The 12,966-nt window shown below is 60.1% G+C and carries 12 protein-coding genes; 3 read left to right on the forward strand and 9 right to left on the reverse strand.

Going from position 1 to position 12,966, the window contains the following annotated elements:
- Window positions 1-26: 26 nt before the first annotated feature.
- The 5 genes from GR183_RS19535 to GR183_RS19555 all read right to left on the reverse strand — a co-directional run bounded on the left by GR183_RS19535 (window position 27) and on the right by GR183_RS19555 (window position 4,857).
- Window positions 27-1,145, reverse strand: coding sequence for an ABC transporter substrate-binding protein (locus GR183_RS19535; protein ID WP_202396203.1), 1,119 nt, complete (start codon window positions 1,143-1,145; stop codon window positions 27-29).
- Window positions 1,146-1,365: 220 nt separating this feature from the next.
- Window positions 1,366-2,457: an NAD(P)/FAD-dependent oxidoreductase gene (locus GR183_RS19540; protein ID WP_160777347.1), complete on the reverse strand. Its 1,092-nt coding sequence runs from the start codon at window positions 2,455-2,457 to the stop codon at window positions 1,366-1,368.
- A 17-nt stretch (window positions 2,458-2,474) separates the two neighbouring features.
- Window positions 2,475-3,392, reverse strand: a complete 918-nt coding sequence (locus GR183_RS19545) for an SMP-30/gluconolactonase/LRE family protein (RefSeq protein ID WP_160777348.1) — start codon at window positions 3,390-3,392, stop codon at window positions 2,475-2,477.
- Between the two features lie 76 nt (window positions 3,393-3,468).
- Entirely contained in the window at window positions 3,469-4,092 is a 624-nt protein-coding gene (locus GR183_RS19550) for a LysE family translocator (protein ID WP_160777349.1), read from the reverse strand.
- 171 nt (window positions 4,093-4,263) lie between these two features.
- Window positions 4,264-4,857: a gamma-glutamylcyclotransferase family protein gene (locus GR183_RS19555; protein WP_208999923.1), complete on the reverse strand. Its 594-nt coding sequence runs from the start codon at window positions 4,855-4,857 to the stop codon at window positions 4,264-4,266.
- A 75-nt stretch (window positions 4,858-4,932) separates the two neighbouring features.
- Here GR183_RS19555 and GR183_RS19560 point away from each other — a divergent pair, with 75 nt between their 5' ends.
- Window positions 4,933-6,135 carry an aminotransferase class V-fold PLP-dependent enzyme gene (locus tag GR183_RS19560; RefSeq protein WP_160777351.1) on the forward strand — a complete coding sequence of 401 codons (1,203 nt, stop codon included), beginning with the start codon at window positions 4,933-4,935 and terminating at the stop codon, window positions 6,133-6,135.
- 64 nt (window positions 6,136-6,199) lie between these two features.
- On the opposite strand, the gene gor is transcribed toward GR183_RS19560, so the two are convergent.
- From gor to rpiA, 3 genes are all read right to left on the reverse strand, one after another.
- Entirely contained in the window at window positions 6,200-7,573 is a 1,374-nt protein-coding gene (gor, locus tag GR183_RS19565; protein WP_160777496.1) for a glutathione-disulfide reductase, read from the reverse strand.
- 45 nt (window positions 7,574-7,618) lie between these two features.
- The gene (locus GR183_RS19570) at window positions 7,619-8,203 is read right to left on the reverse strand and encodes a DUF2059 domain-containing protein (RefSeq protein ID WP_160777352.1); all 585 of its coding nucleotides are present in this window, start codon (window positions 8,201-8,203) and stop codon (window positions 7,619-7,621) included.
- A 62-nt stretch (window positions 8,204-8,265) separates the two neighbouring features.
- Entirely contained in the window at window positions 8,266-8,961 is a 696-nt protein-coding gene (gene rpiA, locus GR183_RS19575) for a ribose-5-phosphate isomerase RpiA (protein WP_160777353.1), read from the reverse strand.
- A gap of 418 nt (window positions 8,962-9,379) precedes the next feature.
- Here rpiA and GR183_RS19580 point away from each other — a divergent pair, with 418 nt between their 5' ends.
- The gene (locus GR183_RS19580) at window positions 9,380-10,954 is read left to right on the forward strand and encodes a methyl-accepting chemotaxis protein (protein ID WP_160777354.1); all 1,575 of its coding nucleotides are present in this window, start codon (window positions 9,380-9,382) and stop codon (window positions 10,952-10,954) included.
- A gap of 98 nt (window positions 10,955-11,052) precedes the next feature.
- Entirely contained in the window at window positions 11,053-11,739 is a 687-nt protein-coding gene (gene gph, locus GR183_RS19585; RefSeq protein ID WP_160777355.1) for a phosphoglycolate phosphatase, read from the forward strand.
- A 34-nt stretch (window positions 11,740-11,773) separates the two neighbouring features.
- Here gph and GR183_RS19590 read toward each other — a convergent pair whose 3' ends face one another.
- Entirely contained in the window at window positions 11,774-12,385 is a 612-nt protein-coding gene (locus tag GR183_RS19590; protein WP_160777356.1) for a hypothetical protein, read from the reverse strand.
- Window positions 12,386-12,966 lie beyond the last annotated feature (581 nt).

Here is a 12,966-nt window from a genome sequence, read left to right on the forward strand (position 1 = left end):
AATTTGTTAAAGTACGCAACAGCCCGTCAGCGGCTTTCCATCCATGCCTTGTAGCGCTCGGAAGCGTCGGTCCCGTTTTCCGCCCACCAGTCCGGATTGGCGATAATGGTGCGCGCCATAACCTCCTCGCGGTCCGGCATGTGTTCCATGACGGTCTGGCCAGAGTGGAACCAGGGCTCGTTCTCGCGAATAATCTTCAATGCCGACCGGCGCATCGGACCGTACGGGATCCACCGGGCCTGTTCGGCCTGTGCTTGCGGTGTGGTGCTGATTTTCAGGAACTCGAATGCGGCCTCCCTGTTCGGGGCGCCCTTGACGATCGCGAACCATTCCTCTTCCAGCAGTTGGCCGTCCCAGACGATCTCGTAGTCCGCGCCATGCGCCAGGATAGCCTCGCTCACCCGTCCATTGTAGCCGGTCGAGACCGCGGCCTTGCCAGAATTGACCAGTTCCAGCGGTTCCGTCCCAGCCGACCAGAAAACGACCTGGTCGCCAAGGCTCTCGAGCTTGGCAAACGCGCGGTCCAGCCCTTCGTCGGTGGACAGCACGTCATAGACGTCACCCGGCGCCACGCCGTCGGCTACGAGCGCCATTTCCAGGTTCGATTGCGCGAAAACGCTTAGGCCCCGTTTGCCGGGGAAGCGCTCCAGATCGAAGAAATCGGAAATGGTCTTCGGGCCTTCATCTCCAAATTTGCCCCTTTCGTAGAACGTCACCCATGACCAGATGATGTTCGGAGAAACGCAATCGTTCGGACGCGGTACGATCAGGTCGCCTTCGGCGGTCCCACTCTCATCCGGCGCCGTTACCACTTCTTCCGGCAGCTTCTCGAACAGACCTTCGGCGCATCCCTTGCGGGCATCGCTCGGGAAAACATCGACAACGTCCCATATCACGTCGCCGCTCTTCACCTGCGCACGGATATCGGCAAGCCCCCCATTGTAGTTCACCCAGCGGATCGTCTTGCCGGTCTTTTCCTCGAAAGGCTTGCCATAGGCTTCCTGTTGGCTTCTGGCGTAGGTCCCGCCCCATGTCACCACGGTCAGGTCAGCGGCATTCGCATCGGCGATGAAGACAGTTCCGCAGATAAAGCCGGCCATGACGCAGCTTCCGGCGATACGTCGGAAAACGGGATTGGCCGGCATCGTTACCCCCTCCTGTGCGGCATGGTCGTGCGTTCATGCCGATGGATTGGAGATTGGCGCTTTCTCCCTTCCGTTCGTCATTGCCGGGCTTGACCCGGCAACCCATACGGCATTCGCAACAAATACTTGTCATCCAATCGGCATTCCCATGAGTGCCCATCGGATGGAGGACAGAGTTTTAACACGCAGCGCCCCTCGCCCCAAACCGCCGGCAAGGTCTTCAACCTTCACCCTGGAAGCGCATTCGTCGCTTCGCCGAAATCGATGTCGGTATCGCAGCCGCTGCATCTTCCATTATTTCACGCGTCAGCAGCTTCCCGGCCAACGGGCCCAGGATCAACCCTGCGTGCGCGACGGCCAAAAAGAGGCCATCGATCTCCCACGCCCGTCCAACGATCGGCATTCCGTCGTCAGGCATCGGACGCTGGCCGACCGTCAGTGAAACGGATTGGATAGCTCCCGTTCCTGAAAATCGGTCCCGAATGCTTGCCAGCACCTTATTCCGCACTTCCGCCTGGTCTTCGGCCTCCGAATAATCTTCGGCGACGAGAACCTCGTTTCCCGCGCCTTGGCGCACCTCGAGATCCGGGTTGGACACGACGCCGCGCACGAATGCGTTTTCCGCCTTGAACCGCAGCAGTACGGCAGGCGATGTGCTTAAGCCGGGATCGATGCCGAGCGGCTGAAGAAGCGCCTTCGCCCTCGCTCCTGCGGTCACGATCACTGCATCGGTCTCGATAAAACCTTCGCCCGCTCTCACTCCGGATACGCTGCCGCCCAGGGTTTCAATCGCTTCCACCTCGGTGCAAAAGCGGATTTCCGCTCCGCGCTCCCGCGCGGCGTCTAGAAGCGTTTTCGTGACGTGCAGCGGATCGGCCACCGCCTCGTCGGGAGAATGGACCGCACAATCGGGTATGGCCTCAAGTCCCGGCTCGAGTTCGACGATGCGTTCAGGCCCTGCAAGCTCGACCCTGTTGCCCGCCGTCATGTGCTCCCGGAACAAGCGCTCGGTTTTCTCCGCCGTATCTTTCCAGACGAGCGATCCGCACCACCGCAGGCCCAGCTTGCCGCCGAGTTCCCCATCAAGCCCCCTGTATCCCTGGACCGCTTCATTTCGAAAACGGTAAAGCTCCAGCGTCGCATCGGGTGGCAGATTGATCAGGTTGATCCAGCCGAAAGCGTGCCGGGTCACGCCGGGCGCCGGTTCTTCGCCTTTTTCAAGCACAGTGACGCGGGCGCCGGCTCGGGCCAGATGATAGGCGGCACTTGCGCCCATGATCCCGCCGCCGATGACGATGCAGTGCCGCCTCACCCGCGTTTTCTCGAACGTCAGAAGGTCTTCGCGCCGGTCGTGCAAAGCCGCACGGTATAGACGCTCTTCGATGCTGTGATGAAAAGCCGGTTCCCCTTCGGCCCGCCGAAGCAGACGTTGGAGACGATTTCGGGTACGAATATCTTGCCGATTAGCGTCCCGTCGGGGTGGATGCAGTGCACCCCGTTTGCCGCGCTCGTCCAGATGCGGCCCTGGTTGTCGAGGCGGAAGCCGTCGAAGACGCCCTCCTCGCACTCGGCGAAAACCTCTCCGCCCGAAAGCTTGCCGTCGTCGCCGACGGCGAACTTGCGGATGTGGTGCTCGCCGCTTGCGTAGCGCGTCCCTCCGGAATCCGCGATGTAGAGCGTCTTTTCATCCAAGGAAAAGGCAAGTCCGTTCGGGCAGGCGAAATCGTGGGTAACCCGCGTTATCTCACCGCTTGCCGGGTCGATACGGTAGACATGCTCGCCGTCCTGTTCCGGCTCCGCCTGGAAGCCTTCATAGTCGGATTCGATGCCATAGGCCGGGTCTGTGAACCAGATCGAACCGTCGGATTTCACGACCACGTCGTTCGGGCTGTTGAAGCGCTTTCCCTGGTAACGGCTTGCAAGCGTCGTCACCGTACCGTCGTGCTCGATACGCGTTACCGTGCGCGTGCCGTGCTCGCAGGCGACGATGCGCCCCTGCCGGTCGAGGGTGCTTCCGTTCGTATAGCAGCCGAGCCCGCTTCGAAGATCGCCGACGGCTCCCGTCAGTTCGTCCCACCGGAGGCGCCGGTCGTTGGGGATGTCGCTCCAGATCAGCGAGCGAAAGGCAGGCGAATAGACCGGGCCTTCCGTCCATTGTCCGTCAGACCAGATCTGCTCGACAGGCTCGGCAAGCTTGATACTTCTCCTGAAACGCTCGTCGCGGATTTCATAGCGCTCGGTCTTCACGGACGCACCCTCCCGTTTATGGTCTTATGCTCGAGCAGGACGTTATCCCGCCTTCCGGCGGCAGCCAAGATGTTGGCTACCTTGGAGAAACCGCCAGCCGCCCGGCAATTCCAAGAAGCAACAGTCCGGAAAGCTTCCTGAATACGTCGTAGCGCGCCTGCGTAAGGAAGCGTGTTCGAAGCGCCGAAGCCGCGAATGCGTATGTCGTCAAGGAACAGATCGACAAGGCGCAATACGTCAGGACGAAAACGGAAATCTGCGGCAGAAACGCTTGATCGGGCCGCATGAATTGCGGAAACACGGCCACAAAGAAAAGCACCGCCTTCGGGTTCATGACGGCGAGAAGAAACGCTTCGACGAAGAGGCGCAAGGGCGACGCGCTTGAATCAGGCGCAGCCATTGAAAGGTCGATTTTCTCCCGCTTGAAAAGCAACTTGAGGCCCAGATAGGCAAGGTAGCCGATACCGGCCCATCGAAAGATCGCCCACAACACTTCCGAAGCCAGGACGAAAGATGCGACGCCGGCGCCACAAAGGATCGCGCCTGCGGCAAGTCCCAGCGCATTGCCGAATACGGTGGGCCGCGTCGCGTTGAAACCGAGGGAAATCGAACGGTTGATCGTGTTCAATATCGCCGGGCCGGGCGTCACGATATTTGCTGCGCAAATGGTCGCGAATGCGATCCAGAGAGAAAATTCCATCGTTGTTCCTTCAGGCTAATTCTTGAACTACGGGAAAACCAATCGGTATTTTCGTTTGCCGGCCGGACGGATTCGGTCCGCGAAATCGAGCTGCTCTTACTATTTTTTCGGGAAGGCCGCGTTCACATTGCCTTGTCCGGCAGGCGGGCCGCGATCTGGCGCTTGGGCCGATCAGGCCCCCACGTAGCCCACGCCAATTTGCGCAAGCTTCTCGTCGATCAGCGCGGCAAGATTTCTGTCCAGCGAAACCGACCTCGCGTAGCGCGGGTCGGCGCGGTCGGCAAGGATCGGCGCATGCCAGCCGTCGGTCGTCGCCAGAAAGTGGTCGATCCCGCTTTCGCCCCAGAGATCGAAGAAGCCGGCAAGCACGCAATCGACATAGCTTTGCAGGATCGGATGGTCCTCGCTCCCCCAATCGTAGTGGCGTGATTTCGCCTGGTAGAGGAAGGCGTCGCCCGACACACCGTCTTCCGGGCGTTCTGGGCGAAATTCCGGCGCGATGCCGTCGATGCGGTCATACCGGATTTCGCGTTTCGTCAGCGCCGCCAGCCCGCTTGCCGGTTCTTTGACCATCACGCCACGGATCGCGGACCCCGTTTGCCTGCGCACTGTCAGCGCGCAAGCGCCCGTTCCGATGCCCGCAACTTTGCCCGTCACCCGCCATTCGCGCACCCAGCCCTGCAGCTCGCCCGGCACGGCCGTGCTTTCGGGCGAAAGGGTTTGCCGATTGACGAGCGAACCATAGCCGAAATAAGTGATCGTCAACGCTTTATCCTGATCGATGAATCGAGGGTGTCCATTCGATGCCCGCGACCATACCCCCATCAAGCGAGCCGTCAAATGCCAGCAAACTACTGCGAACAGCCGTTCTTCACGTCCGCCGATATTGCCGGCCTTCGCGCCGACACTCCCGGCTGCGAAACGGTCACCCATTTCAACAATGCCGGCGCTTCGCTGCCCCCTCGCCCGGTTGTCGCGGCGGTAAAGGCGCATATCGATCTGGAAGCGACGATCGGCGGGTACGAAGCCGCGGCGACAGCAAAAGCCAGGATCGAAGATTTCTATCCGGCAGTCGCCGAACTTATCGGCGCGACGCCCGGCGAAATCGCCTACATCGAAAACGCGACCCGCGCCTGGGATATGGCGTTTTATTCCATTCCCTTCAAACCGGGTGACCGGGTTATCACCGGCCGGGCCGAATACGTCTCGAACTTCGTCGCTTTCCTGCAGTTGAAGGAACGCAAGGGCATCGAGATCGATCTGATCGACGATGACGAGAACGGCCAGATCGACCTGAAGGCCCTTGAAGCCGCGATCGGCCAGAAAACCCGGCTGATCGCCCTCACCCACGTCCCGACCTTCGGCGGCCTCGTCAATCCGGCCGAGGAGGTCGGGGATATCGCCCGCCGTCACGGTCTGCTTTACCTGCTGGATGCTTGCCAGTCGGCAGGCCAGATTGCGCTCGACGTCACCCGTCTCGGCTGTCACATGCTCTCGGGCACGGGCCGCAAGTACCTTCGCGGCCCGCGCGGCACCGGCTTCCTTTATGTCGCCGATGGAATTCTCGATAACCTTGATCCACCCTTTGTGGAACTTGGGTCGTCGGTTTGGAATGATGCTGAACGCTTTTCCTGGGTGCCCGGAGCGAAGCGTTTCGAATCCTGGGAGCGGTTCGTGGCAGGCCAGATCGGCCTTGGCGTCGCCATCCGGTACGCGCTCGACCTTGGCCTTCCCCGCCTGGAAGCGCGCATATCGGGTCTCGCCGCGCAGCTCCGGCAGGAGCTCGCCGCACTCCCCGGCGTCAGCGTTCACGACAAGGGCCTTCGCAAATGCGGTATCGTCACCTTCAATGTCGAAGGCGAGGATCCGCAGGAAACGAAGGAACGTCTTTCCCGTCAATCGATCAATACATCCGTCACCAGCGCGACGTCATCACAGATCGACCTGCCGGCGCGCGGTCTCAGTTCCCTCGTTCGCGCTTCGCTTCACGCCTATAACACGGAAGAGGAAATCGCCCGCCTTCTCGCAGCTCTTCACGGATGAAACGACAGGCACCCGCCGGTCGGTCTGACTGGCGGGTGCCGCAACTTGAATGCCGAATTGTAAATCAGGCGCGAATGCGTTCCGCCGGTTCGCGCATGGTGACAAGCTCTTCCGCCGCCGTCGGGTGAACCGCCATCGTCGCATCGAAGTCGGCCTTTTTCGCGCCCATCTTCAGCGCGATGCCCAGGACCTGCGAAAGCTCGCCCGCATCCGGCCCGAGAATGTGAACGCCGAGCACCCGGTCGCTGTCGGCGTCGACGATGACCTTCATCAACATCTTCTCGTCGCGGCCGGAAAGCGTATGCTTCATCGGCCGGAACGAAGCGCGGTAGATGTCGAGGTTGGCGAATTTCGCCTCCGCCTCTTCCTGCGTCATGCCCACGGTGCCGATCTCCGGCTGCGAGAATACCGCGGTCGGAATGAGTTCATGGTCCGTCGACCACGCTTTATCGCCGAAAACCGTATCGGCGAAGGCATGGCCCTCGCGGATCGCCACCGGCGTCAGGTTCACCCGGTCGGTCACGTCGCCGACGGCATAGATCGACGGAACGTTCGTGCGAGATTGTTCGTCGACGATGATTGCGCCGTTCCGATTGGTTTCGACGCCCGCGGTTTCAAGGCCCAGACCAGCCGTATTCGGACGGCGGCCGATCGCGAACATGATCTTGTCGGCGGTAATCGTCTCGCCGAGCTTTGTCGACCCGATGAGCCCTTCGGCGGTTTTTTCGATGGATGTGAAGACATCCCCGCAAATGACGCGGATGCCTTTCTTTTCCATTTCTTCATGCAGCGTCTTGCGCAGGTCCATATCGAAGCCGCGCAGGATTTCCTCGCCGCGATAGATCAGCGTGGTTTCCGCGCCCAGACCATTGAAAATACCGGCGAATTCGACCGCGATGTAGCCGCCGCCCGCGACTACGATCTTCTTCGGGAAATCGGCGAGGTGGAACGCCTCGTTCGAAGTGATCACATGCTCGCCGCCGGGCATGTCCGGGTCAACGTTCGGCGTGCCGCCGACGGCAACCAGGATGTAGCGTGCGGTGATCCTGCGATTATCGGCCATCAGCCTGACGGTATGCGCATCCTCGATCACGGCACGAGTGTCGTGCAGCTCGACGCCCGAACGTTCCAGGTTGCGCCGATAAATGCCCTCGAGACGGGTGATCTCGCGGTCCTTGGCATCGATGAGCTTTTCCCAGTCGAAGGATCTCTCTCCCACCGACCAGCCGAAGCCTTCCGCATCCTCGAAGGTCTCGGAAAAATGCGAAGCATAGACGAACAGTTTCTTGGGCACGCAACCCCGAATGACGCAGGTCCCGCCATAGCGGTATTCCTCCGCCACCGCCACGCGCGCTCCGTAGCCGGCTGCGATACGCGCAGCGCGCACGCCGCCCGAGCCCCCTCCGATCACAAAGAGATCGTAGTCGAAATCCGCCATATAAGCCTCGTTCATCCGTCGAATGCCGCGGCCCCCGCTCGGGGATCAGTCGATATAGCCGCGCTCTTTCAGCTGCTCACGCGCCTGGGACACCATCTGCGTCGAGATACGGTCGCTCCACTGCTTGCCGGCGCCAACAGAAAGAGCCGTAAGCTCCTGACCGAGCCTCGAAAACTTCTGCCCGACGGGAGAATTGTAGAACTCCGCGATTTGATTGAGTTCCTCGATGCTGAACCGGCGTGCCCAGACACGGTAGATCGTGTTGTTCAACTGGGCACGCTTATCAACCATCTCAAGCGCAATAGTGTTCACGACTTCGTCAATCTCAGCCGCGGCGCTCGGATTGCTGCGGACGAAAAGCGTTCTCGTCTGATCTGCGATCAGCGGCAGCATGTTGTCGTAGGTATCCAGCACTTTCGCCGCCTGAACCGCGTTTTTTGCCGCTTCCAGATGCTCAGGCGCGACTTTTTCCTGCTGCTGCTGCTCTTGCTGCGGCTTCTGCGCCTGTTGGGCGTAGGCAGCGGTGCTGACGAATGCAAGGTACGCCGTTGCGGCTAGTGCTGCCTTCAAGGCTTTGACAGTCCGGTTGACCATACCGATCTCCCTCAATTTACCGGGGCGCGCGATCATTCGCCGGCCCCGCCTTTCGCTAACGTTTTGAATTTCCGATTACGTGAGGCATTCGCGCTGCCTCAACGCGCTGCCTCAATCCGCCTGACACCGTCGCCCCCCGCAATATAGGCGCAAGCCGCTATGCCGAGGAAAAGTCCGTGATCGACCACACCCGGAATCCGCAACAATGCGTCGGAAAGTGCGTTCGGGTCGGCTATCTGTCGCAAATCCGCGTCAAGAATATGGTGGCCCCCATCCGTGATGAACGGATCTTGCCTGCCCTCGCGCATGGAAAGCCGCGGCTCATAGCCGCAGGTTTCAAGCACACGCGCCACTGCCCGCTCCGTGGAGCCAAGACCGAAAGGCACCACCTCGATCGGAAGCGGGAAAGCGCCAAGGTGCCGAACGTGCTTGGAGCTGTCGGCAATCACGATCATTCGTTTTGAAGCCGTCGCGACGATCTTCTCCCTGAGAAGGGCGCCGCCACCGCCCTTTATCAGGTTGAGGGCGTCGTCGAGTTCATCGGCGCCATCTATCGTCAGGTCGAGTTCCGGCAACTCCTCCAGCGTCGACAGCCTTATCCCCTCTTCGCGCGAAAGTGCCGCCGAGCGCTCGGAAGTCGGCACGCCGACAATATCGAGGCCGCCTCTCACTCTTTCGCCCAGAAGCCGGATGAAATGCTCGGCCGTCGATCCGGTACCGATGCCGATGCGCATCCCGCCCCCGACTTCCTCCAACGCGGCCGCAGCCGCCTTGCGCTTCAGTTCGTCGCTCATTCGACCGCCCGACAATTGTTACAAGAGGGGATACCGCACCGCATCCGCGAGCGGGGGTTTAGCATGGCAACGGCACAGGGCAAAGCACGGCTTTGCGCTTCTTCGAAAGGATCGCCGCCTGGCGGAGTTACGGGACGCTGTTAACCAGCGATTCAGCATATTTATCTAGGTTTTCGGCAGCATCCGCGTAGATAAGCGAAAGTTGAGGCTCGAAATGCGTTTGTTCGCAAGAAGAAATGATAAAATCACACAGAATGCGGACAATTCAACGGCTGAATCGACACATAATGACCCTAAGTCAGGTATCAGTCCCGACACCCTCGGCGCGGCTCATTCCGAGCAATTTTCCCTGACCCTGGACCTGATAGAGGCGGATCTTCGAGCCGCCGCAGGAAATATAGAGGCGGGCGCCGGTGGATTGCGCGGACGTATCGCCGAACAACTCGAAAAGTTGTCGGAAATCCGCAATGATTCGCAACTTCTGCGCACAGAGTCCGATGCCGCGAACGAGAATGCCCGCTGTCTTGCCGACGCTATCGAGGAACTTGCGGCGGCAAGTGCGGAAATCGACACGCAGGTGAAGCAGTCGAGTGCGCTTGCAGAGGAGGCGCGTACCGTCGCCGATACCGCGAATTCCGGCGTTCAGGACCTCAAGACCGCGATCGACGATATTGCCAATGTCGTAAAGCTGATCTCGGATGTCGCCAAGCAGACCAACCTGCTTGCGCTCAATGCGACGATCGAAGCCGCACGCGCAGGCGAAGCCGGCAAGGGTTTTGCAGTCGTCGCCAGCGAGGTGAAATCGCTTTCGGTCGAAACGCAAAAGGCAACGGACGTCATCGTCGCCAATATCGAACGGCTTCAGAAATCGGCCGAAACGAGCATTCAGGCAGTCGACCGGATCATCGAGGTGATCGGCGATATCAGGCCGAATTTCTCCGCTGTTGCCGGCAGCGTCCAGCAGCAGGTTTCGACCACACAGGAAATCGGCATGACCGCCCGCCAGACGGCGGAGTTCGTTCATGCCGTCGCCGAAAAGGTCGATGCCATCGTCAGTGCCACCGATCAGGCCGAACAATCGGGATCCGCCGCCGAAACCGCAAGCCAGGACATGACGGCCCTAAGCGCCGCGCTCAACCGGCGCTTCACGATGATGGTGCGCCAAAGCGCGATGGGCGACCGGCGCCGGCATGACCGTTATCCGGTCGAGCGCAAGGCCGTTCTCGTCCTGCATGGCCAAACTATTTCAGCCAAAACGCGTGACATTTCCGAAGGGGGCGTCCTGCTTCTGCCCGAGGCCGAGACGAAATTTCAATTACCGGCATCGGGAACGGTAGAGATTTCGGGCGTCGGCCGTATCGGGGTTCGCATTGTCGGGCAGTCGGAAAACGGGCTTCACTGCGCCTTCGAGAACCCGGAAGCGGCGGCGCAGTCCGCCATTCGAAGCGTTATCGAAGGGATTGCAAGGGAAGCCAGGGCCAAGATCGATCTCGCGCAAGGCTTCGCCGCTCGCGTGACGCAGGCGATGGAGCGTGCGATAGAACAACGGCGCCTGACCGTCGATGCTCTTTTCGACACCGAGTATCGTAAGATAGAAGGCACCGATCCGGTACAGTTCGAAACGCGCGCACTCAAGGTCCTTGACGAGATCCTGCCGCCGATCCAGGAAGAGCTTTTCGCCAACTCGGCCCAGTCCGGCATGGCGTTTTGCGCAGCGGTGGACCGAAACGGCTATCTGCCGGTTCACAACAAGATCTATTCCAGGCCGCAAAAACCCGATGATCCGGCATGGAATGCCGCCAACTGCCGCAACCGCCGCATATTCGACGACCGTGCGGGCCTGTGTGCGGCGCGGAACACCCGGCCCTTCCTTCTTCAGACTTATCCGCGCGACATGGGCAACGGAAACATCATCTGGATGAGCGAAGTCGACGCTCCGATCATCATCGAGGGGCGGCACTGGGGCGGTTTCCGCACGGCCTACAAGCTCTGAATTCCACCCGCCTTCACGTTGTTGCGACCGAACGACCGCTTGCGGTGTCGCGCGAAGGGAGGTAATCCCACGACGTCCCGAACCGACGGAGAAACGCCGTGCCGCAGCCTGTGCTTGTATTCGACCTTGACGGAACCCTCATCGAAACGATGGGCGATCTGGCCGCGGCACTGAACTTCGCTCTGGAGGATGCCGGCCACAAGGCGATCGATCCCGAGCGCATCAGGTCGATGGTCGGCCACGGCGCGCGCAAGCTTATCGAGCGTGGCCTGGAAGCGAACGGCGTGAACGCGGACGATGCCACGATCGATCCGCTGTTCGACAGGTTTATCGAGTATTATTCGGCGAATATCGCGGTACACAGCCAGCCGTTTCCTGGAATTCTCGAGGCAATTGCGCGGTTTCGCGAAGAAGGATGGGCCTGCGCGGTCTGCACGAACAAGCTTGAAGGCTTGTCCCGCCCACTCCTCGATGCTCTCGACATGACGAAATATTTCGAGGCGATCGTCGGCGGCGACACTTTCGACAAGCCGAAGCCGGACGCCATGCCTGTCCTCGGCGCGATTGAGCGCGCTGGCGGCGATCCGGCACGGGCCGTCATGGTCGGCGATTCGCGCACCGACATAGATGCCGCGCGCGCTGCCGGCATTCCGGTCGTAGCAGTCACTTTCGGCTATACTCCGGTGCACGTGAGCGAGCTTGGCCCGGACAAGGTGATCTCACACTTCGACGAGCTTTACGACGCCGTCGGCTCCATTGGCGAAATGGCCGCGGTCGACGCGTAATCCCCTGGCTTTCGGCGCGACCTGAAACCAGCGGTCACGAGGCACGCCTTTCGGCGGATGCCGCCTTGTAGAGCACCCTCCTGATCCGGTCTTTCCAGCGGATGTCACGGCCATCGAGATGCGCCGTCGTGGCGGGGTGTCCCAATTCGCCATAAACGTAACCACCGCCGATCTGCCGGCAGATCCACCCCTCGATACCGCTTGCCCCCTTTCGTGCGGGATCGAGCAAAGGCGCCACCATCCTCCGGTAATAGTCTATCTCGATGACCTGCGGGTTGTTGGAGCGTCCATTGATCCTGCAAACGGGCAAGCGTTCGTCGCCGGCCGGGATCATGAAATGATCATAGCCTCGAACCCGGTTCGCCCGCTTGTTGAACTTCAGATAGTTGATACCGAGGCGCTCCATCCCGGAGAGAATTTCATCGATCGAATGGTCGATCCGGCGCTTCACGAATACAAAATCGTGCTCAAGCTGGATCGCGTAAGGCGCTTTTGACATTTCGATCGATTTGATGAAGCCGCTTGCCAACCCGCTGGTCTTCACAACCTCGACATTCAGCTCCGACAGGCCTTCGCAAATCGTGTCAGCCCAGGCCTCAAAATGCGAGGGATTCGGGTTTGGGTCGACGAAAGCCCTGACGATCACTCCATCGCGACCACCCAGGGCGAATGTGTCCAGGCAAGAACGGACCGCCAATGGCGCGAGGCAACGATCCAGGTTCCTCGAAGCCACATTCGAAAATACATTCACGTTTAAAAATTCGCTCGGCATGAACTCGCAACTTACGCAATGCGAATCAGCGTATAAGACTATACGGCATCCGCGTCACTTGACCTGATGACACATTCCAGCACACGTCTGACATGATACAATTCTTGATGAGTATTATCACCGTGACGCTGGAACGACCACAAATATTGGCGCACAAGGAAACCGCACAGGTGCCAGCGGGACGGAGGTTGCCGAAAGAGGCGGGATTATCGGCAGCTTTCGTTCATTTCCGACAGCCGCAAATTTCCACCGCCTCGAATGGCTTGTCTTGACGTTAGCTATGGAGACCGTCGACAGGATGCCTATTGATCTTGGAATGGCTTCAGCGTTGCAACGTCGGGAAGAATATCGGTGGCTGGAAAATCCGCTTCCGGTGGACGCGAAGCGGAGAGTGATGCCCGGAGAAGAACTCGCCCGAACTGACGCAGAAACGACCCCAAAAGCGAGAATCTCGC

This window comes from Stappia sediminis, from assembly GCF_009826895.1.
Lineage (GTDB): Bacteria > Pseudomonadota > Alphaproteobacteria > Rhizobiales > Stappiaceae > Hongsoonwoonella > Hongsoonwoonella sediminis.

Bases quoted from the DNA above. Each gene is read 5' to 3' on its own strand.
- GR183_RS19535 (WP_202396203.1), bottom strand. From the start codon at position 1,145: ATGCCGGCCAATCCCGTTTTCCGACGTATCGCCGGAAGCTGCGTCATG.
- GR183_RS19550 (WP_160777349.1), bottom strand. From the start codon at position 4,092: ATGGAATTTTCTCTCTGGATCGCATTCGCGACCATTTGCGCAGCAAAT.
- GR183_RS19560 (WP_160777351.1), top strand. From the start codon at position 4,933: ATGCCAGCAAACTACTGCGAACAGCCGTTCTTCACGTCCGCCGATATT.
- gor (WP_160777496.1), bottom strand. From the start codon at position 7,573: ATGGCGGATTTCGACTACGATCTCTTTGTGATCGGAGGGGGCTCGGGC.
- GR183_RS19570 (WP_160777352.1), bottom strand. From the start codon at position 8,203: ATGATCGCGCGCCCCGGTAAATTGAGGGAGATCGGTATGGTCAACCGG.
- rpiA (WP_160777353.1), bottom strand. From the start codon at position 8,961: ATGAGCGACGAACTGAAGCGCAAGGCGGCTGCGGCCGCGTTGGAGGAA.